Genomic DNA, 21,692 nt, shown 5'->3' on the forward strand with positions numbered 1-21,692 from the left:
CCAGAGGTTTGACGACAGGTCCGCTTTCGAGAAGGCGACAGAATTTCCACCATCGTTCCGGGCACAATGGCGTGGTGACCGAACCCGCCAACGCCACCCTCCTCGTCGTCGATGACGACGAGGACGTGCTCGTGTCCCTGCGACGGGGCCTGCGCCTGTCCGGCTTCACGATCCTGACGGCCTCGGACGGGGCCGAGGCGCTCACCGTGGTCGCCGACCGCTCCCCCGACGCCATCGTCCTCGACATGAACATGCCGGTCCTCGACGGCGCGAGCGTCGTCACGGCGTTGCGTGCGATGGGAAACGACATCCCCATCTGTGTGCTCAGCGCCCGCGCCTCGGTCGACGACCGGGTGTCGGGGCTCGAGGCGGGCGCCGACGACTACCTCGTCAAACCCTTCGTGCTCGCCGAACTGGTCGCCCGCATCCGCGCGATGCTGCGCCGCAGGACGACGCCGCCCGCCGCGCCGACGCCGCAGGGCGCGATCACCGTCGGCCCACTGACCGTCGACCTGCTGGGCAGGCGAGCACACGAGGGCGACCGCGAAATCGAGCTCACCAAAAGAGAATTCGAGCTGCTGGCCATCCTCGCTCGCAACAGCGGCGTTGTGCTGAGCCGGGAGCGGCTGCTCGAACTGGTGTGGGGCTACGACTTCGTCGCCGACACCAACGTGGTCGACGTGTTCGTCGGCTACCTGCGACGCAAGCTCGAATCGAACGGCTCGCCCCGTCTCCTGCACACCGTCCGCGGAGTCGGGTTCGTGCTCCGGGAAATGCCGTGAAGCGCGGGCACTCGTACTCGCTGCGGGTCCGGGTGGCGGCCGCCACCGCCCTCGGTGCCACCATCATCGTCGCGCTGCTCGGCGTATTCGTCGCCCTCGCGATCTCCCGCAACAACATGAGCCAGCTCGACCGCCGGCTGGAGACCGCTGCGAAGGTGCTGATCGTCAACATCGGCACCGCCTCGATGTTCCTGCCCCGGTTCGGCGACGCCGGCGCGTTCGCCGTCACGATCCGCAACGACGGTGCGCTCGCCGCCAGCACCCCCACCCAGCTCCCCGAGCTGCCCGTTGGCGCGGCCACGGTGAACGTCGAGCACACCGCGTACCGCGTGAACACCACCGCGGTGGCGGGCACCAACACGACGGTCTCGCTGGCGGTGCCCGCCGCCGAGGCAAAGGACGTGACCGCCGATCAGCAGCAATGGGTGCTGATCGCCGGGCTGCTCGCGATCGCCGCCGCGGCCGGACTCGGCTGGATCTTCGGCGGACGGGCCGTCCGCCCGATCGTGCAGCTCACCCACCAGATCGGCGGCGGACCACCGCAGGAGGGCCCGCCGCCGACTGCGTCCGGGGTCCGCGAGGCCGAGGAACTGGCCGACGCCATCGAGCTCATGCTGCGACGCATCGCCGAGGCCCAGTCCCAGACCACCGCCGCCCTCGACACCGCACGCGACTTCGCGGCCGTCTCCGCGCACGAGCTGCGCACGCCGCTGACCGCGATGCGCACCGACATCGAGGTGCTCAGCACCCTCGAACTCGACGAGTCGCAGAGGGCAGAGATCCTCGCCGACCTGGCCAGGACCCAGGGCCGCGTCGAGGCAACCCTGTCCGCGCTCGAACGCCTCGCGTCCGGGGAACTGTCGAGCGACGACGACCACGTCCCGACCGATGTCGTCGAACTCTGCGACCTCGCCGCCCAGGACGCGCGGCGGCACCATCCGGACGTACAGGTCCGGGTCGAATCCGAGCCCTCGCTGGTGATCCGCGGCCTGCCTGCCGGCCTGCGGCTGGCGCTGGACAACGCCATTGCCAACGCGATCCGCCACGGCGGCGCCACGACGGTGGTACTCGCCGCCCGCCGCACGTCCCCCGACACCGTCACGATCACCGTCGACGACGACGGCGCCGGGGTGCCCGAGGGCGAGCGCGAGGCGGTCTTCGCGCGTTTCTACCGCGGCGCCGGCGCCAGCAAGGGCGGTTCCGGGCTCGGCCTGGCGCTCGTGGCGCAGCAGGCGCAGCTGCACGGCGGCCGCGCACACTTCGAGGTCAGCGACCTCGGTGGGGCCCGGCTGGTGCTGGAGTTCCCGCACCGGCCGTGAGCCGGTCCCTGAGCATGCGAAAGGCCCCGTACCGCAACGCGATACGGGGCCTCTCGAGGCGAAGATCTACTAGACGTCCAGCAGGTCGATGACGAAGACCAGGGTCTTGCCGCCGAGCGGGTGACCCGAGCCGGCAGGCCCGTAGGCGAGCTCCGGCGGGACGGTCAGCTTGCGGCGACCGCCCACCTTCATCCCGGGGATCCCCTCCTGCCAACCGGGGATCAGCCGGCCGAGCGGGAACTTCACGGACTCACCACGCTGGAACGAGGAGTCGAACACCTTGTTCGTGTCGAACTCGACACCGTGGTAGTGGACGTCGACGACGCCACCGGGCTGCGCCTCCGCGCCGTCACCGACGGTGATGTCCTCGATGACCAGCTCGGTCGGGGCCGGACCCGTCGCGGGCTCGATGACCGGTGCGGCGGGCGGAACCACGACATCGAGCAGGTCGATGACGAAGACCAGGGTCTTGCCCGAGAGCTGGTGCCCGGCGCCTGCAGGACCGTAGGCCAGCTCCGGCGGGATGGTGAGCTGCCTGCGCCCACCGACCTTCATCCCGGGGATGCCCTCCTGCCAGCCGGCGATGAGGCCGGACAGCGGGAAGTTGATGGACTCGCCGCGGCTCCAGGAGGAGTCGAACTCCTCGCCGGACTCGAACTCGACGCCGAGGTAGTGGACCTCGACCTTGGCGCCGGGCGTTGCCTCCGCACCGTCGCCGACGGTGATGTCCTTGATCACGAGCTCGGTCGGCGGGGGCCGTCCTGGAACTCGATCACGGGCTCGTCACTCATCCGAGTCACCTGCTTCCCAGATCGGTGTAGTTGCGCTCGTTGTAGCCGGTGTAGATCTGACGCGGGCGGCCGATCTTGGTGGCCGGGTCCTCGTGCATCTCGCGCCAGTGCGCGATCCAGCCGGGCAGCCGGCCCATGGCGAACAGCACGGTGAACATCCGGGTCGGGAAGCCCATCGCGCGGTAGATCAGGCCGGTGTAGAAGTCGACGTTCGGGTACAGCTTGCGCTCGATGAAGTAGTCATCGGTGAGCGCGGCCTCCTCGAGCGCCTTCGCGATCTCGAGCAGCTCGTCGTCGCCGCCGAGCTTGGCCAGGATGGTGTCCGCGGCCTTCTTGGCGATCGCCGCGCGCGGATCGTAGTTGCGGTAGACGCGGTGCCCGAAGCCCATGAGCTTCACGCCGTCTTCCTTGTTCTTGACCTTGCGGACGAACTCCTTGACGTCGCCGCCGCCGGCCTTGATCTCGTCGAGCATCTCGAGCACGGCCTGGTTGGCGCCGCCGTGCAGCGGGCCCCACAGCGCATTGATGCCTGCCGAGACCGAGGTGAACAGGTTGGCGTCCGACGAGCCGACCATGCGCACCGTCGACGTCGAGCAGTTCTGCTCGTGGTCGGCGTGCAGGATCAGCAGCATGTCCAGCGCCTTGGCGACCTCGGGATCGACCTCGTACGGCTCGGCCGGGAAGCCGAACGTCATCCGGAGGAAGTTCTCGACGAGCGACAGCGAGTTGTCCGGGTACAGGAACGGCTGCCCGACGGACTTCTTGTACGCGTAGGCCGCGATGGTCGGCATCTTCGCGAGCAGGCGCGTGGTGGACAGCTCCACCTGCTCCGGGTCATCGGGGTCCAGCGAGTCCTGGTAGTACGCGGACAGCGCGTTGACCGCGGAGGAGAGCACCGGCATCGGGTGCGCGTTGCGCGGGAAGCCGTCGAAGAACCGCTTGAGGTCCTCGTGCAGCAGCGTGTGGCGCTGGATGCGGGTGGTGAAGGCGGCCAGCTCGTCGACCGAGGGCAGCTCGCCGTAGATCAGCAGGTAGCTGACCTCGAGGAAGGTCGAGCCCTCCGCGAGCTGCTCGATCGGGTAGCCGCGGTAGCGCAGGATTCCCTGTTCGCCGTCGATGTAGGTGATCGCCGACTTGGTGGAGGCGGTGTTGACGAATCCGGGATCCAGGGTGGTGTACCCGGTCGCGGACAGGAGCTTGCCCAGCTCGATGCCGTCATTGCCCTCAGTTGCTCGGGCAATCGTCATCGCATGTTCGCCACCGGGGTAGCTGAGCGTCGGTGTGGTGTCATCGGCAGCGGGCACGAAGGATCCCTCTCAAACTCGGATCAGCGAGTAGCACTATCAGTCGGATAGAACCTAGTCGCTGTTACACCCACTTGCCCAGGGAGGGTCCACGCCGAGTGGGATTTACCACTAGAGCGCGCCGAGACCCCAGGTCCCCGTCCAGGTCTCGCCGGACCGCAGTACCACCTGGTCGATGCCCGTGTTGAACGCGTCGGGCGGGCAGGTCATCGGTTCGATCGCCAGGGCTCTGCCGCGGCCGGGATAGCCCTGACCGCGCTCCGGATCCGCTGTGAACACCTGGATCCAGCCGAACTGGCGGTCGGTCCACAGCACAGCCCCCGAACCGTCCGGGGCGCGCAACTCGTGCCGGGCACGGCCGTCCGGATCCGGGACGATCGAGCTGAAAGGCGTGTCCAGCCAGACGCCGTCGAGCGAGCGCGGGGCGGTGAAGTCGAATTCGGTCCCGTACACCGACTCGGAGTTGCCCACCGGCAGCATCCGCTCCTGGTCCAGCGGCAACCGGGTGCCCGCGGTCAGCCGCAGGGTGCACTCGTCGAGCGGGGTGTCGCCCGCCCGGACGAAGGTGTGCACGCCCATCCCGAACGGTGCGGGCATCGCGCCGATGTTCTCGGCCGTGTGCGTGACGGTCAGCCCCGCCGGTCCCAGCTCGTGCGTGGTCGTGAGCTGCAGCGGGTAGGGCCAGCCCTTGTGCAGGCCGAGGCGGATGCTCTGCCGCACCCGGTTCTGGGTGTGCTCCTCGAGCTCCCAGTCGTCGCGGCGCACCAGCCCGTGGATCGCGTTGTTCCTGGCCGGCTCGGTGATGGCCAGCTGATGTTCGACGCCGTCGAAGATGAAGTAGCCGTCGCGAATCCGGTTCGGCCACGGCGCGAGGACCAGCCCCGCGGACAGCGGCGGCTTCTCCCCCGCGGGCGAGGTCTCGGTGAGCGGCCTGCCGCCGATCTCGAGCAGCAGGAGACCGGCGCCACGGGAGACGACCTCGGCGCGGTAGTCACCGTGCTCGATCTTGAGGCTGCGCACACCGGACGAGCGAACGGCGCCGTTGACGGACTCAGACATGACACGACTCGCACATGGCAAACAGTGTCCACCAATCGGCGCGCGACGGCATCCATCCCACCAAAGCCACCGCCCGTTGGGATCAGTCGCGCCGCACCCGGTACCGCAGGAACATCGGGAACGCGAGGCAGGCCAGACCGACGCCGATGACCACCAGCACACCGCCGCCCGCGGCGGCGGCCGCGGTGCCAACCGCGAAGGCCGCCGCGCCGTGCAGGACGTCGCCGATCCGCGGCCCGCCCGCGACCACCACGATGAACACCCCCTGCAGCCGCCCACGCATCTCGTCGGTCGCCACCTGCTGGAGCATCGTGCTGCGGAACGCGGCCGAGACCATGTCCACGGCACCGCCGAACGCGAGGAAGCCGAGGGCGACCCACAGCAGTGCCACCGAGCTTTCTGGGGTGGCGAACCCGACCGCGACACCGAAGCCGACCATCGCCAGGCCCCACGCCACGATGCAGACCACCACCGCCCGGCCCTGGTACCTGACCCCCGGCAGCCAGCCCGAGAACACGCCGCCGATCACTGCGCCCGCCGACATGGCCGCGAACAGCAGGCCCAGCGCGACGCCGCCGCTCACCGGGTCGCCGAAGCTCTCGTGCGCGATCTGGGGAACAGCGCCCTCGGCATGCCGAACACCATCGCGATGATGTCGACGACGAACGACGCGAGCAGCACCTTCTGCGTGGACAGGTACGCGAAGCCGTCGAGCACCGCCCGGAGCCCGGCCCTGGTGGCGGTGCCGGTCGGCGGCAGCGCGGGCAACCGCAACACCGCCCACAGCGTCGCCATCAGCGCGACCGCGTCGACCAGGTACAGCACGGCCAGCCCGGTCAACGGGACGAGCACGCCCGCCAGCAGCGGGCCCGCGATCGCACCGAACTGGAAGACCGTCATGTTCAACGAGTTGGCGGCGGGCAGCGCTCGCGAGGGCAGCAGCCGCGGGATGATCGCATTGCGGGTCGGCGAGTTGACCGCGAAGAACGACTGCTGCAGCGAGAACAGCCCCAGCACCAGCCAGACGTTGTTCACCCCTGCCGCGGCCTGCGCCCAGAACAGCACCGAGGTGACCGCGAGCCCGATCGTCGTGATCGTCATCAGCCTGCGGCGATCCATCACATCGGCGAGCGCGCCGCCCCACAGCCCGAAGACGACGAGCGGGACCAGCCCGAACAGACCGGTCAATCCGACGTAGGCCGAACTCCTGGTGATCTCGTAGACCTGGAGCGGCACCAGAACGACACTGATCTGGGCGCCGATCACGGTGACGATGCCAGCCACCCACAGCCGACGGAAGTCCTGGTTCTGCAGCGGCGTGACGTCGGCCAGCAGCCGCCTGCGCGTGACCTCGGTCAAGGCTGCAATCGCTCCGCGGTCCAGACGCCGTCCGTCAGCGTGGTCTTCACCCGGTTGTGCATCCGGTTCGCCCTGCCCTGCCAGAACTCCACGCTGTCCGGACGGAGCAGGAAGCCGCCCCAGTTCGGGGGCACCGGCACGTCGTCGACGTCCGCAAACCTGGCCGTGACCTCGGCCAGCTGCGCCTCGAGCGCGGCGCGCGAGTCGATGGGGCTCGACTGATTCGAGGCCCAGGCCCCGAGCTGGGATCCGCGCGGCCGGGTGTGCCAATACTTCTCGGTCACCAGCGGGTCCACCCGGGAGACCGATCCCCTGACGGTCACCTGGTGGGCGAACGCGATCCAGGAGAAGGTCGCCGACGCGTAGGGGAAGCCGGCCAGCTCCCGCGCCTTGTTCGACTCGTAGTTGGTGTAGAACACCAGCCCGTCCTCGGACAGGCCCTTGCACAGCACCGTCCGCGAGGCGGGCCTGCCCGCCGCGTCGACCGTGGCGAGCACCATCGCATTGGGCTCGGCGATGCCGGACGAGCGGGCCTGGTCCAGCCACCGGCGCAGCAACGGGTACCAGCCTCCGCGCAGCGATTCCGCACCGAGATTTCCCTCCGGCACAGCAGGATTCGGGTCCTGATGGGCATAGCCGACCCGCATCGCGGCGAGGTCGGGGTTCGCGGCGGACTCGGGCTCGGAATCGGGTGACACAGCCGCTGACGTTACTCCCGGGTATGTGCCGCTCACCCACGCCACGCAACGGGCTAGAGTTTGACCTGACCCACCCTGTCGACCGTGTATCGCACCCGCGATTCCCGTGAGGCAGGGTCACCAGTCACGGCGGCGCAGAGCCTGCACACCATGCATGCGCCCCGCAGACGGCGATGACTTAGGCGGAGCAGCCCGGACCGGGCGAATACCGAAGACGACGAGGAGAGTCCACGAGCAATGGCAGCGAGCGCGGCAGTACCCGAGGATTTTGTCAGCGGTCTCGAGGGCGTCGTCGCCTTCACCACCGACATCGCCGAGCCTGACAAGGACGGTGGCGCGCTGCGCTACCGCGGAGTCGACATCGAGGACCTGGTCGGTCGCGGCGTCACCTTCGGCGACGTCTGGGCACTGCTCGTCGACGGCGAGTTCGGCCAGGGCCTGCCGCCCGCCGAGCCCTTCCCGCTGCCGATCCACACGGGCGACGTCCGCGTCGACGTGCAGGCCGGCCTGGCCATGCTGGCGCCGATCTGGGGATACCAGCCGCTGCTCGACATCGACGACGACACCGCCCGCGAGCAGCTCGCCCGCGCCTCGGTGATGGCGCTGTCCTACGTGGCGCAGTCGGCCCGCGGTGTCTACCAGCCCGCCGTGCCGCAGAAGGTCATCGACGAATGCCCCACCGTCACCGCGCGTTTCATGACCCGCTGGAAGGGTGACCCGGACCCGGCGCACACCGAGGCCATCGACGCGTACTGGGTCTCCGCCGCCGAGCACGGCATGAACGCCTCCACCTTCACCGCCCGGGTCATCGCCTCCACCGGCGCCGACGTCGCGGCCTCGCTCTCCGGCGCCATCGGCGCGATGTCCGGCCCGCTGCACGGCGGCGCCCCTGCCCGCGTCCTCCCGATGATCGAGGAAACCGAGAAGAGCGGCGACGCCCGCGCTCTGGTCAAGGGCATCCTGGACCGCAAGGAGAAGCTGATGGGCTTCGGGCATCGCGTGTACCGCGCCGAGGACCCCCGCGCCCGCGTGCTCCGCGCCACCGCCAAGCGCCTGAACGCGCCCCGCTACGAGGCCGCCGCCGCGCTCGAGCAGGCCGCCCTCGCCGAGCTGCGCGAGCGCCGCCCGGACCGCGCGATCGAGACGAACGTCGAGTTCTGGGCCGCCGTCATCCTCGACTTCGCCGAGGTCCCGGCGCACATGATGCCCGCGATGTTCACCTGCGGCCGTACCGCCGGCTGGTGCGCGCACATCATGGAGCAGAAGCGTCTCGGCAAGCTGGTCCGCCCGGCTGCCATCTACACCGGACCCGAGCCCCGCACCCCCGAGTCCGTCCAGGGCTGGGACCAGATCGCCGGCTGATTCGGGCCCTCTGCCCGTTCGCACCACCAACGAGAAGGAACTCGAACCGATGACCACCCCGATCATCCCCGCCGACCTCAAGCCCGTCGATGGCCGATTCGGTTGCGGACCGTCCAAGGTCCGCCCCGAGCAGCTCCAGTCGCTCGTGGACGTGGGCGCCTCGGTGTTCGGCACCAGCCACCGTCAGAAGCCGGTCAAGGACGTCGTCGCCCGGGTGCGTTCCGGCCTGGCCGACCTCTTCTCGCTGCCCGAGGGCTACGAGGTGGTGCTCGGCAACGGTGGCACCACCGCGTTCTGGGACGCGGCCGCGTTCGGCCTGATCCGCGAGAAGTCCCTGCACCTGACCAACGGCGAGTTCAGCTCCAAGTTCGCCTCGGTGGCCAAGGCCAACCCGTTCATCGGTGACCCGATCGTCGTCTCGGCCGAGCCGGGCAGCGCGCCCGCGCCCGTGTCGGACCCGTCGGTCGACCTCATCGGCTGGGCCCACAACGAGACCTCCACCGGTGTCGCGATCCCCGTGTCGCGTCCTGCCGGCTCGGAGAACGCGCTCATCGCGATCGACGCCACCTCCGGTGCGGGCGGCCTGCCGGTGAACATCGCCGACTCGGACGTCTACTACTTCGCACCGCAGAAGTGCTTCGCCTCCGACGGCGGGCTGTGGATCGCGATCATGAGCCCGGCCGCCCTTGCCCGCGTGGAGGAGATCAAGTCCACCGGTCGCTGGACCCCGGACTTCCTGTCGCTGCCGATCGCGGTGGACAACAGCTCCAAGGACCAGACGTACAACACCCCGGCGCTGGCCACCCTGCTGCTGTTCGCGAACCAGATCGAGTGGATGAACAGCAACGGCGGGCTGGACTGGGCCACCAAGCGCACCGCCGATTCGTCCTCGCGCCTGTACAACTGGGCCGAGGCCAGCGAGTTCGCCACCCCGTTCGTTGCCGATCCGGCGCACCGCTCCCAGGTCGTCGGCACCATCGACTTCGACGACAAGATCGACGCCGCCGCGGTGGCGAAGATCCTGCGCGCCAACGGAATCGTGGACACCGAGCCGTACCGCAAGCTGGGCCGCAACCAGCTGCGTGTCGGCATGTTCCCGGCGATCGACCCCGAGGACGTCACCGCGCTGACCAAGAGCATCGACTGGGTCGTCGGCCAGCTCTGAGCCGAACCCAATACGTCAGCCCCCGGCATCGCTTGCCGGGGCTGACTGCTTTCTACGGCAGACCGCATCCGCATGGGTTGCCGCACTTTTCGGCCGGGGATGACAGGATCGGCAGCGACTGACATCGATTGGGAGGGAATCGCTTGATGTTCAAACGCAGTTTCGTCGTCCTCGCCGCACTGACCCTGGCCGCGTTCGCCGCGGGATGTGGGAGCGACTCATCGGACACGTCCACGACCACGACCACGACATCGGCGGCGATGTCGACCACGACCGCGCCGACCACCACGGCCGCGCCCGAGACCCCGGCGGCGGGACCCGTCGGCGCGGACGGCTCCACCGGCAACAACCTGAGCACCGAATACTGTGCGCGCAACCAGGATCCGGGATGCCCCATCGGCAGCTACGTCGCACCGAACGCCATCCCGCACCCCGACGGCAGCGGAAAGTACGTCCCGTGTGAAGGCACCATCTGCACCAACCCGAACCACGGCGCAGGCACCGACCCGCAGCAGAACGGCGGCGCGGTGATGGAGAACCCGAACGGCGACGGCACCGACGTCCCCTGCGAGGGCACCATCTGCACCAACCCGAACAACGGCGCGGGTGGGTAGTCGCCCTAAGGCCCGGTGATCGTGGTCAGGAAACTCGCTCGGATATCGTCGCGGCCCGCCGCCTCGAGCAACGCGGAGAACGCGGTGGCCTCCTCCGCGGATGCGCGGCGGGCCGTGTCGGCGAGGAAGGTCGGGTCGTCGAACAGGTCGGCGACGGCGTCGGCCGCACGGGCCAGGGTGAAGATGTCATACATGGCAGATCGGTCCTGACAACTGCGGTGAGCACGAAGGCCCTCCGCCAGTAATTAGCTTAGCGTGCCCTTCGTTAGGTCTGCCTAAGTAAAGGCGACGAGGGAACGCAAGTCAACACAGGTGGAGACCGGTCGCCATTTCACAACCACAGCCTATGCGGTACCTTCGGTCACATATACATTGCCCCGTCTCCGAGGAGGTCCGCCGTGACCGAACACATCGACGTGCTGATCGTCGGTGCAGGACTGTCCGGGATCGGCGCCGCCCACCAGATCCAGGCCAAGTTCCCCACCCGCTCCTTCGCGATCTTCGAGTCCCGCGATGCCATCGGGGGCACCTGGGATCTGTTCCGCTATCCCGGGATCCGGTCGGACTCCGACATGCAGACCCTCGGCTATCGGTTTCGGCCGTGGACGGACGAGAAGTCGATCGCGGACGGCCCGGCCATCCTGGAGTATGTCCGGGACACCGCCCGCGAGGCGGGGATCGACAAGCAGATCCGCTTCGGACACCGGGTGGTGCGCGCTCAGTGGTCGAGCGAGGACACCCGATGGACCGTCGAGGCCACGCACGGCGACGACACCGTCACGGTCACCTGCGACTTCCTCTACGTCTGCAGCGGCTACTACCGCTACGACGAGGGATTCACGCCGAACTTCGAGGGCACCGACCGCTTTCAGGGCCGGATCGTGCACCCCCAGCACTGGCCTGCGGACCTCGACTACACCGGCAAGAAGGTCGTCGTCATCGGCAGCGGCGCCACCGCCGTCACCCTGGTGCCCTCGATGTCCGACCGGGCCGAGCACGTGACGATGCTGCAGCGCTCCCCCACCTACATCGCCGCCCTGCCCGCCAAGGATCCGACCACCAACGGGCTGCGGCGACTGCTCGGCGACAGGCTCTCCTACCCGATAGCCCGATGGAAGAACGTCGCCTTCTCCACCGTCACCTACCAACTCAGCCAGCGGCAGCCGCGCCTGGTCAAGTGGTACCTTCGGCGAGCCCAGCAGCGCGCGCTGCCCGCCGGGTACGACATCGACACCCACTTCACGCCGAGCTACAACCCATGGGACCAGCGGATGTGCCTGGTGCCGGACGGCGACCTGTTCCGGGCGATCCGACACGGCAAGGCGTCGGTGGTCACCGACCGGATCGCGACCTTCACCGAGCGGGGCCTCGAGCTCGAGTCCGGCGCGGAGCTCGCGGCCGACGTGATCGTGACCGCGACCGGCCTGAACCTGCTCGCGTTCGGCGGGATCGAATTCGCGGTCGACGACCGCGAGGTATCTCTGCCGGACACCCTCGCCTACAAGGGCATGATGCTCAGCGACGTGCCCAACTTCGCCTTCACGGTCGGCTACACCAATGCGTCCTGGACGCTCAAGGCCGACCTCGTCGCCGACTACGTGTGCCGTCTGCTCGCACACATGGACCGGCAGGGCCACACGGTGTGCGTGCCGACCAACGACGACCCGGCGCTGTCCACCCGCCCGCTGCTCGATTTCGCCGCCGGTTATGTCCAGCGCTCGATCGACGAGTTCCCCAGGACCGGCACCAAGGCGCCGTGGCAGCTCGGCATGAGCTACGCACACGATGTGGTGACGCTACGGCACGGCCGGCTCGAGGACGACGCGATGCAGTTCAGCTCCTGACCCGGGAAACAGGTCGGCCCCCGACATCGCGTCGGGGGCTGACCTGTCTGCTGCGAGTGGAGATCTACTCCGCGATGATCGCGTCGGCCTCAATCTCGACCAGCAGCGCGGGATCGATGAGCGCGCTCACCTCGAGGATCGTGGTGGCGGGACGGATCTCGCCGAAGACCTCACCGTGCGCGAGACCGGCCTCTTCCCAGCGGCTCATGTCGGTGAGGTAGATCCGGGTGCGGATGACGTCCTCGGGCTTTGCGCCCGCCTCGGCGAGGGCGGCGACGATCCGGCTGACCGCCTCACGGGTCTGCTCGGCGAGGCTGTCGCCGCCGACCGGGCCGTCGGGGCCCGACGCGGTGGTACCGGACACCGACACCTGCTGGCCGATGCGGACGGCCCGCGAGTATCCGATCTTCGACTCCCAGTCGGAGCCGGACGAGATGTTGTTTCGATTCGACATGGCGCTGATTCTGTCAGGCCGCCGAGTCGCCTTCCGCAGGCTAGTCCGGGTTTGCCGCTACGAAGCGTCGGAACGGGTCGAGCGCCTCGTCGCCGAGGTGCGGCCCGGTCACCTCGATGCCTGCATCGGCGGACGCGGTGATGTCCGCACACCCGAGCGCGAAGCGCGGTCCGCCCTCGAGGATCGCGCCGAACTCCGCAGCCGACGCCGCGAACACGACCCGGCTCACCCCGCCCACACCATCGCCGCGCCGCACATCGGGCACGGCTCCCCGCTCGCGTACACGGTGCTGCCGACCAGGTCGTCCGTGCGATCCTCCGCGCAGGCGGTGGTGATGGCGTCGAGTTCCGCGTGCTCGGTCACGTCACCGGAAGTGGCAACGGAGTTCGCGCCCTCGCTGATCACCTCGCCGTCCGCGCCGACGATCACCGCACCGAATGGCCGGTTGCCTGCCTCTCCTGTCTCGTTCGCGAGCTCGATCGCCCTGCGCAGGAGTGCGCGGTCCTGGTCATCGAAGGCGTTGTCGTCAATACCCTTGTCGCTCATCGGCTCAGATCCACTTCCGTTCCCACTCCGACCGTTCTGGCTCTGTCGATCAGTATGCGCGCCGTGACCAGGTCCTGGAGTCCGATCCCCACCGAGTTGTACAGCGTGATGTCGAGGTCCGACACGCGCCCGGCCCTCCTGCCCGTGATCACATCGCCGAGCTCCGTGCTGACATCGGTCTCGGTGATCGCCCCCTCGGCGATCGCCAGCAGCGACTCCCCCGATTTCGTCAGCGTCGTGGCCGCCGAGTCGACCACCACGCGGGCCCGGCGCATGCCGACGCCGTCGATCTCGCGGTGATCCGCGCGCGGCGGCGCCCCGACGGCGTTGACATGAAGGCCCTCGCCGAACCACTCCCCGAGCACGATCGGATCACGGGACGGGGTGAGCGTGCACAGTACGTCCGCGGCCCTGGTCACCGCCTCCGGCGACTCCATCGCCTTGACCGCGACCCCGAGGTCGGCCAGGCGGTGACGGAACGCCTCGACGGTGGTGCCGGAGCGGGACCAGACCAGCACGGTCTGCAGTTCGAGGATCTGGGCGATGGCCCGGACGTGCTCGACCGCAAGCGCACCCGCGCCGACCACCCCCAGCACCGTGCTGTCGTTGCGCGCCAGGTACTTGGTGGCGACCGCGCTCGCCGCCGCCGTCCTGGTCGCGGTGATCAGCCTGCCGTCGAGCAACGCCTCGCACTCGCCCGTCTCCGCCGAGGTGACCAGGATCGCCGAGCGCTGCACGGGCAGACCCCGTTCCCGGTTGACGGGCAGGTCCGCGAGTAGTTTCACCCCCGCGGCCGCGGCTGACCGCGCGGTGGCCACCATCGGGATGAAGGCGGTGGCGCCCGAGCTCATCGCGGGCGGGGCCGGTGCGGCCGCGGCGCCGTCGGCCAGGTCGGCGTGCGCTCGTTCGATCGCCGCGAACACCTCGGCGCGGTCGAGCAGGCGCTCGACGTCGGAATGGGACAGGATCAGGGTCACGGGCAGAGTCCTCGAATCAGGTTGCAGATCAGGAAGTCCGGGCGAAGGCGACAGTGAGGTTTCCCGGTGAACGGCTGCGGCCGACCAGTCCGCTCACGGCGGCGATCGCGATCACGTAGGGCAGCATCACCAGCAGGGCGAACGGGACACTGACCCCGAGCGCGGGCAGGGCGAACTGCAGCGCCTGGGCGATCCCGAAGAAGACCGACGCCCAGATCACCCGAGCGCGCGCCATCGGCCCGCGATCACCGCGACCACGGCCAGGTAGCCGATGCCCGCGGTCATGTTGTCGCTGAACGAGCGCACCTCGGACAACGCCAGGTGCGACCCGGCGAGTCCGGCCGTGCCCGCCGCGACCAACACGCAGAGGTACCGGACGCGGCGCACCGGCAGTCCGGTCCAGTCCGCCGACACCGCGTCCTCGCCGACCGCGTCGATGACCAGCCCGGCCCTGGTCCGTCGCGACAGCGCCACCGCGAGCGTGGCGACGACGGCGATGCAGACGTAGCCGAGCGCGGTCTGGCTGAACAGCGCGGGTCCGAGCACCGGGATGCGGTGCAGCACGGGGATATCGATCGCCGAGAAGCCCGGTGCGCCCTGACCCTTGCCGTCCGAGAGCAGCAGGCGGGCCGCATAGGTGGTGCCGCCGAGGGCTAGCGCGTTGCAGGCGATGCCGACCACGATCTGGTCTGCGCAGAGTCGAATGCTCAGCACCGCCTGGAGCAGGCCGAACACCAGACCCGCCACGACACCCGCCACGAGACCCAGGACCGGGGACCCGGTGGCGACGGACCCGAGGATGCTCGCGAACGCGCCGGTCAGCATCATGCCCTCGAGGCTGAGGTTCAGCACGCCTGCACGCTCGCTGACCAGTTCGCCGCTGGCAGCGACCAGGATGGGCAACGCAAAGCCGACCCCGCTGCTGACGACATCGGACACGGTGCTCATGGTCATCGGTGCGCTCCTGCCAGATCCGGCACTGTTTCGGGTTCTGCCTGCTGGGCGGCAACGGGTTTCGACCGTCGGGAACCGGCCGTCCACAGCACCGCGCCCGCGATGAGGATGATCATCAGCGACTCCATGATCGACACGGTCGAGGCGGGCACACCAGCCGCCAACTGGAGATTGATCCCACCCGACACGAGGAACCCGAGCAGCAGCGAGACAGCCACCACCGCGAGCATCGAGCCGCGTGCGAGCAGGCCCACCACGAGGCCCGAGAACCCGTAGCCGGAGGAGAACCCCTCGACGAGGATGAACGGCGCGGTCGCCACCAGGATCCCGCCCGCCAGTCCGGCGAACGCGCCCGCGCAGGACAGGCTGAGGAACCGGAGCCGGTCCACGCGGACGCCCAGCCGCGCGGATGCGTCCGGATTCAACCCGACCGACCGGAGCCGGACGCCGACAGCGGTGTGCCGCAGCACCACCCCACGCAGATGACGCCGATCACGGCGATCCACAACGCGATCGTGGCGGGCGAACGCTCGATGCCGAGGAGCGGGAGCTGCGCCGGGTCGGACAGCGGCGCGGACTGCGGGAGTGTCTCCGAAGAGGTCACCGGCTGCCGCAGCAGGGCAGGCTCGTGCACCATGAGCAGGACCAACGCCAGGCCGACGAAGTTGAGCAGCAGCGTGGTGATGATCTCGCTGGTGCCGCGGCGCACGCGCAGGTAGGCGGCGATGGCCGCCCACACCCAGCCGGCCGCGGCGGCGGCGAGCAGCACTGCCACGATCGCCACCGGGGCGGCGTTCCCGAACCGAGGTTGGTGCCGACCGCTGTGGCCGCGATGCCGCCGACACAGAGCTGGCCCTCGCCGCCGACATTGACCAAGCCTGCGCGGTGCGCGACGGTGAAGCCCGCCGCGATGAGCATCAGGACCGCGGCGGTGTTGAGGGAGACACCGATCGCGTAACCGCTACCGAACATCCCCTCCGCCAACGCGTTCACCGTGTCGGAAGGCGAGGCGCCCGCGGCCGCCGCGAGCACGAGCCCGACCGCACCAGCCGCCACGATCGCGAGCAGCGCGACGGCGAGCGGGTGGTGCGTCCAGATCCTGATCCTGTTCATGCCGCCGTCCCCATCATCAGCTCGCTGATCTCCTGCATCGCTGTGGCAGAGCCCGTTTCGACGGGGCCACGAAGTGCGCCTCGATAGGAGACGAACACCCGATCGCACAGCGCCAGCAGTTCCGGTATCTCGCTGGAGACCACCAGCACCCCGCACCCCTGCGCCGACGCGGCGCGCAGCTGCGTCAACACGAAGTCGACAGCGCCGATGTCGAGGCCCCTGGTGGGCTGGGCCGCGACGAGGCACCGCAGGTTCTCGATCGTGAGTTCCCTTGCCAGCACCACCTTCTGCTGATTGCCACCGGACAGCGACCCCATGGGAGCCCACGGCCCGGCGGCCCGCACCGAGAACCGCTCGAGCTGCTCGCGGGCCGCCGCCTCCATCGCCCGGCGGCTCACCACGCCCAGCCGCCGGAAGCGGTTCAGCCTGCCGAGAAAGAGGTTCTCGGCGACGGACATCTCCGAGATCATCGCCTCGCGGTGCCGGTCCTCCGGTACCACGCCGAGCCCCAGTCCCGTCCTCGTCGAGGGGACATGGTGGTGATGTCGACATCGCCGAGGGTCACGGTGCCCGAGTCAGGACGGAGCGAACCGGAGATGATCGCGACGAGCTCGCTCTGCCCGTTGCCCTCGACCCCGGCGACCCCGACTATCTCGTGCGGGCGGACCTCGAGCCGGACACCGGCCAACGCGACGCTGCCATCGCCACGGGTGGCCGCGAGGCCGTCGAGAGTCAATATCGCCGAACCGGTCGGTGCGGGGATCATGTCGGGCGCCACCACATCCGGCGCCTCGGCGTCGATGCCGAGGCTCGCGGCCAGTGCCGGGTTCAGGTCCGACACTGGCCGGCCGACCATGGAGGTGAGTAGTTGCGGGATGGTCAGCTCCGACATCCTGCCGCCGCCTGCCACCTCGCCGCCGCGCAACACCGTCGCCGCGTCGGCAACCCTGGCCACCTCGCCGAGCTTGTGGGTGACCATGACCACCGACTTGCCCGAGGCCGCCACTGCTTGGCAGGTCCCGATGAGCGCGTCGATCTCGCCCGGATCGAGGACACCGGTCGGCTCGTCGAGCAGGATCAGGGACGGGTCGCCGAGCAGCGCCTTGACGATCTCCACCTTCTGCCGGGCTCCGATGGGCATGGCGGAGACCGTCGCGTCCAGGTCGACACGAAGCTTGAACTCGTCGGCGAGGCGCTCGAGCCTCCGCTCCAAGTGGGCCCTGCGCATCAGGAACCCGGAGCCGGTCAGCATCAGGTTCTCCGCCACCGTCATCGTGGAGATCAAGCTGAAATGCTGATGCACCATGGCGACCCCTGCCGCCATGGCGGCGGCGGGCGATGCGGGTGCGTACGGCGCTCCGCCGAGCGTCATGGCTCCCGCATCCGGCCGATAGCCGCCGTAGACCAGGTTGCAGACGGTCGACTTGCCCGCACCGTTCTCCCCGAGAATGCAGTGCACGGTGCCGGGCTGGACGGCCAGGTCGACACCGCGCAACGCCTGCACCTTTCCGAAACTCTTGCTGATCCCGGACAACTCCAGTGCGGGACTACTCATCGTGCGCCTCCGACATCTCAGTAGGCCGTGATCGCGCCGGACGCCAGTCCAGCCTTCGCCTCGCCGAGCTTCGCGGCGACGACAGGATCCGTGCTGCACAACACGAAGTCGGTGCCGCCGTTCGGGGAGGTGAGCCCGAATCGCACGTTCTCCGCCTTCCAGCTGCCGTCGAGAACGGCGTCCACGGCGTACTCGAGTTCTTTGCCGATGTCGGTGTGCACGTATCCGAGGTAGGCCTTGTCGGTGCAGTCGCCCGGGATCGGGCCGCCGACCATCGCGGCGCCGGACTGTCCTGCGGCCTGCTCCATGCCCGCCTTCCCGAGGTTGACGATCTGCCCGAGTGCGTCGGCCCCCGCGCCGTAGTCCGCCAGCGCCGCCTGCTTCGCCTTCGCCGGATCGTTGAAGTCACCTAGATACTGCGGGGTGAGCACCTTCGCGTCGGGCCGGCCGAACGCCGCGCCGTTCCCGAACGCCTTGGCCGCGTTGACGATCGCAGGCAGTTCGACTCCGCCGATGAAGGCGACCGACCCGGACTTGGACCCGCTGGCGGTCACCGTGCCGCTGAGGAACTCGGCCTCCGCCTGCTGCGGGTCGTAGTACGCCAGGTTCGGCAACGGAACCGCGTCGGCGGGGCCGCCGATCTCGACGAACTTCACGTCCGGGAACTGCGGCGCGACTTTGCGCACGTCGGCATCGGTCTGACCGCCCAGCGAGATGACCAGGTCGTTGCCGGTCGCGAACCGGACGAGGGCCTGCTGGTAGTCCGCGGCGGCGACCTGCTCGACGTGGCTCAGTTCGACCTTGTCGCCGAGCTCTTTCTCGATGCGCTCGTATCCGAGGTAGCCGGACTCCATGAATCCGGTGTCGGAGATCGAGCCGGGGAAGAACACGCCGACCTTGAGCTTGTCTCCCGATGAGCCGGAGGCGGCGCTGTCCGCGTCCGAGGAGCCACAGCCGGTGAGCATCGCGCCGAGCGCGACGACCGCGCACGCGGCGGGTACGGCGACGCGGGCACGGCGTGGGGAGGAAGAGTGATTCACGCGCTGGACTCCTTGACTGAAGACACCGCCACCAATTAGCGGTATACCGTTATTCGAGAATCCTGGGGTCGCCGTATTTCCGCCGCGTTACCGCAACGTAAGTACCGGCGTCCCCGGCGAAACGGTCCGATGACGCGTTCTACGGTGGCCTGAGACAACTTCGGACAACAGGAGGCGACGTGAGCACCGCGCCGGACCAAGCGAGCCGAAAGTCGCTGCGGGAAATCGCGTACGACGAGCTGCGGCAGCGCATCGTGGACCTGCGCCTCGCGCCTGGGCAGCGACTGATCGAGCGCGACCTGGCGGCCGAGCTCCAGGTCTCCCGCATCCCACTGCGCGAGGCGCTCCAGCTGCTGCAGAACGACGGACTGGTGGTGATCGTGCCGAGGCGGGGTGCGATCGTCGCCCCGTTCGGCGTCGACGAGGTCCGCGACCTCTTCGACGTTCGGGAAAGCCTCGAGGTGCTCGCCGCACGGCTCGCCGCCGAGCGCGCCGAGCCCGACTCACTGACCGCACTACGTGATCAGCTGCAAGCCGCCCGCGCCGCCACCGAGCGGCACGACGAGCCTGCCATCGCGGCAGCCAACGCCCGCTTCCACTCCCTCATCGTCGAGATGTCCGGCAATCCACTGCTGCGATCCTTGCTGCAGCCGCTCGAGGCCCGGGTGCAGTGGCTGTTCCACCTGACGAAGGAGCGCGACCCGGGCAAGCAGTGCGAGGAGCACGAAGAGCTCTGCACCGCCATCGCGGCAGGCGATCCCGAGCGGGCGGCGGAGATCGCCTACCTCCACGTGGCGTCGGGACGCGGGCAGAGCCTCGAGCTCGCCGAGGGGTGGTCCACACCCGCCGTCGATCCGCTCGAGGCGACCCGCACCCGGCAACGCTCACCGCGAAAGCGCTGAGCCCTCGTCCGACCGTCGCAGAAATGCCTGTACGGCGATCCCCGCCGCGATGAACGTGTACCCCAACCAGCCGGGGCCGCCGTCGGCTGTGAGGATCAGGATGCCGACCGGGATCAGCCACACGGCCAGCGGGGCCAGCAACGCGCTCAGCGGTGGCCGCGGATCCTCCGGATACCAGGCCGAGAACTGCAGCGCGATCAGCATCGCCGCGGTCTGGATCACCCACCCCGTCCACAGGTTGTCGCTGTCGCGCAGCACCGCATCGCCGTAGAACCCGGCGATCGCGGCGACCAGGAACGCCGCGGCCCACACACCGGTGATCACGTAGTTGATCCGCAGGAACCGCGGTGTCCGCCAGTACTGCTCGTCCACCTCCTCGCGCGCGTACTGGATGGTGAACGGCATCCGGGCCAGCATCGAGCCGACCGCGATGACCACCAGCGTGATGTTCGCGATCTCGCCGACCCAGGTCTCCATCCAGTCCTGCCCGGCTTGGTCGAGCAGGAAGTGGACGGCCAGCAGCGCCGCGAAGAACACGACGTCGATCACGCCGAGCAGTTTCAGGGACCGCCCCCGCAGCAGATCGACGGCGACGAACAACACAGAGAGGGACAGTGCGATCCCGGCCGCCCATGCGAGGCGCCCAGGACCCTCGACGACCGCGAGCACGATCCACGGAGCGAGCCCGGTCAGGGGGCCGTCCAGCACCGCGCCGAGCGCATCCCACGCCCGACGCACGGGCGAGGGACCTGCCCGCGTATCCGGAGCCTTCTCGATCATCGCTGCGCCCCCGCCGGTCCGACCACATCCGATTTCCTGAGGGTAGCCCCGAATTCGACAGAATTTCGGCCAGAGACAATAGCGCGCCCCGATCCAAACCTGTTGACCGGGCGAGGCGTGTCCTGACCCGACCCCCATCACGGGTCGATTACAGTCGGCAAGGGCAATATCGCGAGCTACGCGATGAGGGAGGTCACGGTGCGAGAACTTCGAGTGATCGGACTTGAGCCCGACGGAACACACATCGTGTGCGCCGACAGCGAGAGCGGCGAGCGCTTTCGCGTACCAGCCGACGACAAGCTTCGCGCCGCCTCTCGGGGCGACGTCGCCCGGTTCGGGCAGATCGAGATCGAGACCGAGAGCCGCATCCGACCCCGCGACATCCAGGCCCGCATCCGGGCCGGTGCCACGGTCGAGCAGGTGGCGACCGAGGCCGGTGTGTCGGTCAAGAAGATCGAGACCTTCGCACACCCGGTGCTGCTCGAACGCTCGCGTGCCGCCGAGATGGCGCAGGCCGGTCACCCGGTGCGCGAGAACGGCCCCACCGTCCTGACCCTGGCCGAGATCGTCGGCCTTGCCTTCCGCGCCCGCGGCCACAACCTCGACGAGGCCGAGTGGGACGCGTGGCGCGACGACGAGGGCCATTGGATCGCCCAGCTCGAGTGGCAGGCCGGACGCACTCGCAATGCGGCGCACTGGCGTTTCCAGCCGGACTCCCACGGCGGCACCATCGCCCCCCTCGACGCGGCCGCGACCGACCTGATCGACCCCGATTTCGGGCGCCCGCTACGCGGACTCGCCCCGATCTCCGCCGAGGACCCGCACTCCCCGTCCTCGAAGCCGTGATCGAGGCCGAGGTCGAAGAAGAATTGGCGGAGTCCGAGCCGCTCGAACCCGGTGCCATGGATGCCCTCTTCGAGGAGGAGGACATCGTCCCCGCCGAGGACGAGGAGCACCAACCGAAGCCGGCGCCGCAACATCAGGGCGCCAAGGACAAGCGCGGCAAGCCCTCGCTGCCCTCCTGGGACGACGTCCTGCTCGGCGTGCGCAGCAGCGGTCGCGGCTGACCGATAC

18 protein-coding genes and 6 pseudogenes are annotated in these 21,692 nt (G+C 69.2%); 8 read left to right on the forward strand and 16 right to left on the reverse strand.

The window, feature by feature from the left end:
* The first annotated feature begins 74 nt into the window (after positions 1-74).
* Both BTZ20_RS21325 and BTZ20_RS21330 read left to right on the forward strand, forming a co-directional pair.
* Entirely contained in the window at positions 75-782 is a 708-nt protein-coding gene (locus BTZ20_RS21325; protein WP_077043886.1) for a response regulator transcription factor, read from the forward strand.
* Positions 779-2,101 carry a sensor histidine kinase gene (locus tag BTZ20_RS21330; RefSeq protein WP_223263454.1) on the forward strand — a complete coding sequence of 441 codons (1,323 nt, stop codon included), beginning with the start codon at positions 779-781 and terminating at the stop codon, positions 2,099-2,101. The genes BTZ20_RS21325 and BTZ20_RS21330 overlap by 4 nt, the downstream gene beginning before the upstream one ends.
* 69 nt (positions 2,102-2,170) lie before the next feature.
* Here the strand turns inward: BTZ20_RS21330 and BTZ20_RS21335 are convergent, their stop codons facing one another.
* From BTZ20_RS21335 to pdxH, 6 genes and pseudogenes are all read right to left on the reverse strand, one after another.
* Positions 2,171-2,536 carry an FKBP-type peptidyl-prolyl cis-trans isomerase gene (locus BTZ20_RS21335; RefSeq protein ID WP_411269162.1) on the reverse strand — a complete coding sequence of 122 codons (366 nt, stop codon included), beginning with the start codon at positions 2,534-2,536 and terminating at the stop codon, positions 2,171-2,173.
* A pseudogene (locus BTZ20_RS28530) lies at positions 2,537-2,839 on the reverse strand (FKBP-type peptidyl-prolyl cis-trans isomerase); the annotation flags it as partial.
* Between the two features lie 58 nt (positions 2,840-2,897).
* The gene (locus tag BTZ20_RS21340) at positions 2,898-4,196 is read right to left on the reverse strand and encodes a citrate synthase (RefSeq protein ID WP_077042733.1); all 1,299 of its coding nucleotides are present in this window, start codon (positions 4,194-4,196) and stop codon (positions 2,898-2,900) included.
* Between the two features lie 111 nt (positions 4,197-4,307).
* A complete protein-coding gene (locus BTZ20_RS21345) occupies positions 4,308-5,255 on the reverse strand; it encodes an aldose 1-epimerase family protein (protein ID WP_077042734.1) in 948 nt (315 codons plus the stop codon).
* Positions 5,256-5,337: 82 nt separating this feature from the next.
* Positions 5,338-6,623, reverse strand: a pseudogene (locus tag BTZ20_RS21350) (MFS transporter).
* Positions 6,611-7,312 (reverse strand): pyridoxamine 5'-phosphate oxidase, encoded by a 702-nt coding sequence (gene pdxH, locus BTZ20_RS21355; protein WP_223263455.1) that lies wholly within the window; start codon positions 7,310-7,312, stop codon positions 6,611-6,613. The pseudogene BTZ20_RS21350 and the gene pdxH overlap by 13 nt, the downstream one beginning before the upstream one ends.
* A gap of 237 nt (positions 7,313-7,549) precedes the next feature.
* Between pdxH and BTZ20_RS21360 the strand changes: the two genes are divergently transcribed.
* The 3 genes from BTZ20_RS21360 to BTZ20_RS28535 all read left to right on the forward strand — a co-directional run bounded on the left by BTZ20_RS21360 (position 7,550) and on the right by BTZ20_RS28535 (position 10,453).
* Positions 7,550-8,674 (forward strand): citrate synthase 2, encoded by a 1,125-nt coding sequence (locus BTZ20_RS21360; RefSeq protein WP_077042735.1) that lies wholly within the window; start codon positions 7,550-7,552, stop codon positions 8,672-8,674.
* 49 nt (positions 8,675-8,723) lie between these two features.
* Positions 8,724-9,839, forward strand: a complete 1,116-nt coding sequence (serC, locus tag BTZ20_RS21365; protein WP_027500951.1) for a phosphoserine transaminase — start codon at positions 8,724-8,726, stop codon at positions 9,837-9,839.
* 146 nt (positions 9,840-9,985) lie between these two features.
* Positions 9,986-10,453, forward strand: a complete 468-nt coding sequence (locus tag BTZ20_RS28535) for a hypothetical protein (RefSeq protein WP_077042736.1) — start codon at positions 9,986-9,988, stop codon at positions 10,451-10,453.
* A 5-nt stretch (positions 10,454-10,458) separates the two neighbouring features.
* Here the strand turns inward: BTZ20_RS28535 and BTZ20_RS21375 are convergent, their stop codons facing one another.
* Positions 10,459-10,647 carry a hypothetical protein gene (locus tag BTZ20_RS21375; RefSeq protein ID WP_027500952.1) on the reverse strand — a complete coding sequence of 63 codons (189 nt, stop codon included), beginning with the start codon at positions 10,645-10,647 and terminating at the stop codon, positions 10,459-10,461.
* 204 nt (positions 10,648-10,851) lie between these two features.
* Between BTZ20_RS21375 and BTZ20_RS21380 the strand changes: the two genes are divergently transcribed.
* Positions 10,852-12,297, forward strand: coding sequence for a flavin-containing monooxygenase (locus BTZ20_RS21380; protein ID WP_077042737.1), 1,446 nt, complete (start codon positions 10,852-10,854; stop codon positions 12,295-12,297).
* Between the two features lie 64 nt (positions 12,298-12,361).
* On the opposite strand, the gene BTZ20_RS21385 is transcribed toward BTZ20_RS21380, so the two are convergent.
* The 8 genes and pseudogenes from BTZ20_RS21385 to BTZ20_RS21415 form a co-directional block, all read right to left on the reverse strand.
* Positions 12,362-12,751: a RidA family protein gene (locus BTZ20_RS21385; RefSeq protein ID WP_072751450.1), complete on the reverse strand. Its 390-nt coding sequence runs from the start codon at positions 12,749-12,751 to the stop codon at positions 12,362-12,364.
* A gap of 40 nt (positions 12,752-12,791) precedes the next feature.
* Positions 12,792-12,980: a hypothetical protein gene (locus BTZ20_RS28540; protein ID WP_223263456.1), complete on the reverse strand. Its 189-nt coding sequence runs from the start codon at positions 12,978-12,980 to the stop codon at positions 12,792-12,794.
* Entirely contained in the window at positions 12,977-13,297 is a 321-nt protein-coding gene (locus tag BTZ20_RS28545) for a nucleoside deaminase (protein ID WP_223263457.1), read from the reverse strand. The genes BTZ20_RS28540 and BTZ20_RS28545 overlap by 4 nt, the downstream gene beginning before the upstream one ends.
* Positions 13,294-14,274 carry an ornithine cyclodeaminase family protein gene (locus BTZ20_RS21395; protein WP_077042738.1) on the reverse strand — a complete coding sequence of 327 codons (981 nt, stop codon included), beginning with the start codon at positions 14,272-14,274 and terminating at the stop codon, positions 13,294-13,296. The genes BTZ20_RS28545 and BTZ20_RS21395 overlap by 4 nt, the downstream gene beginning before the upstream one ends.
* Positions 14,275-14,302: 28 nt before the next feature.
* A pseudogene (locus tag BTZ20_RS21400) lies at positions 14,303-15,222 on the reverse strand (ABC transporter permease).
* 2 nt (positions 15,223-15,224) lie between these two features.
* A pseudogene (locus tag BTZ20_RS21405) lies at positions 15,225-16,341 on the reverse strand (ABC transporter permease).
* A pseudogene (locus BTZ20_RS21410) lies at positions 16,338-17,896 on the reverse strand (ABC transporter ATP-binding protein). The pseudogenes BTZ20_RS21405 and BTZ20_RS21410 overlap by 4 nt, the downstream one beginning before the upstream one ends.
* A 17-nt stretch (positions 17,897-17,913) precedes the next feature.
* The gene (locus tag BTZ20_RS21415) at positions 17,914-18,861 is read right to left on the reverse strand and encodes a BMP family protein (RefSeq protein ID WP_083742781.1); all 948 of its coding nucleotides are present in this window, start codon (positions 18,859-18,861) and stop codon (positions 17,914-17,916) included.
* A gap of 254 nt (positions 18,862-19,115) precedes the next feature.
* On the opposite strand from BTZ20_RS21415, the gene BTZ20_RS21420 reads away from it, so the two are divergent.
* Entirely contained in the window at positions 19,116-19,838 is a 723-nt protein-coding gene (locus BTZ20_RS21420) for a GntR family transcriptional regulator (protein ID WP_077042740.1), read from the forward strand.
* Here the strand turns inward: BTZ20_RS21420 and BTZ20_RS21425 are convergent.
* Complete coding sequence (locus BTZ20_RS21425) at positions 19,821-20,618, reverse strand: hypothetical protein (protein ID WP_083742782.1); 798 nt, start codon at positions 20,616-20,618, stop codon at positions 19,821-19,823. The genes BTZ20_RS21420 and BTZ20_RS21425 overlap by 18 nt on opposite strands.
* A gap of 198 nt (positions 20,619-20,816) precedes the next feature.
* On the opposite strand from BTZ20_RS21425, the pseudogene sepH reads away from it, so the two are divergent.
* Positions 20,817-21,685: pseudogene (sepH, locus tag BTZ20_RS21430) on the forward strand (septation protein SepH).
* Positions 21,686-21,692 lie beyond the last annotated feature (7 nt).

It is taken from the genome of Rhodococcus sp. MTM3W5.2 (genome assembly GCF_001984015.1).
In the GTDB taxonomy this organism is placed as follows: Bacteria; Actinomycetota; Actinomycetes; order Mycobacteriales; family Mycobacteriaceae; genus Rhodococcus_G; species Rhodococcus_G oryzae.

Excerpts from the sequence above, each read along its gene's own strand:
- serC (WP_027500951.1), top strand. The coding sequence starts at position 8,724 with ATGACCACCCCGATCATCCCCGCCGACCTCAAGCCCGTCGATGGCCGA.
- BTZ20_RS21385 (WP_072751450.1), bottom strand. The coding sequence starts at position 12,751 with ATGTCGAATCGAAACAACATCTCGTCCGGCTCCGACTGGGAGTCGAAG.
- BTZ20_RS28535 (WP_077042736.1), top strand. The coding sequence starts at position 9,986 with ATGTTCAAACGCAGTTTCGTCGTCCTCGCCGCACTGACCCTGGCCGCG.
- BTZ20_RS21425 (WP_083742782.1), bottom strand. The coding sequence starts at position 20,618 with ATGATCGAGAAGGCTCCGGATACGCGGGCAGGTCCCTCGCCCGTGCGT.
- BTZ20_RS28545 (WP_223263457.1), bottom strand. The coding sequence starts at position 13,297 with ATGAGCGACAAGGGTATTGACGACAACGCCTTCGATGACCAGGACCGC.
- BTZ20_RS21375 (WP_027500952.1), bottom strand. The coding sequence starts at position 10,647 with ATGTATGACATCTTCACCCTGGCCCGTGCGGCCGACGCCGTCGCCGAC.
- BTZ20_RS21345 (WP_077042734.1), bottom strand. The coding sequence starts at position 5,255 with ATGTCTGAGTCCGTCAACGGCGCCGTTCGCTCGTCCGGTGTGCGCAGC.
- BTZ20_RS21415 (WP_083742781.1), bottom strand. The coding sequence starts at position 18,861 with ATGCTCACCGGCTGTGGCTCCTCGGACGCGGACAGCGCCGCCTCCGGC.
- BTZ20_RS21360 (WP_077042735.1), top strand. The coding sequence starts at position 7,550 with ATGGCAGCGAGCGCGGCAGTACCCGAGGATTTTGTCAGCGGTCTCGAG.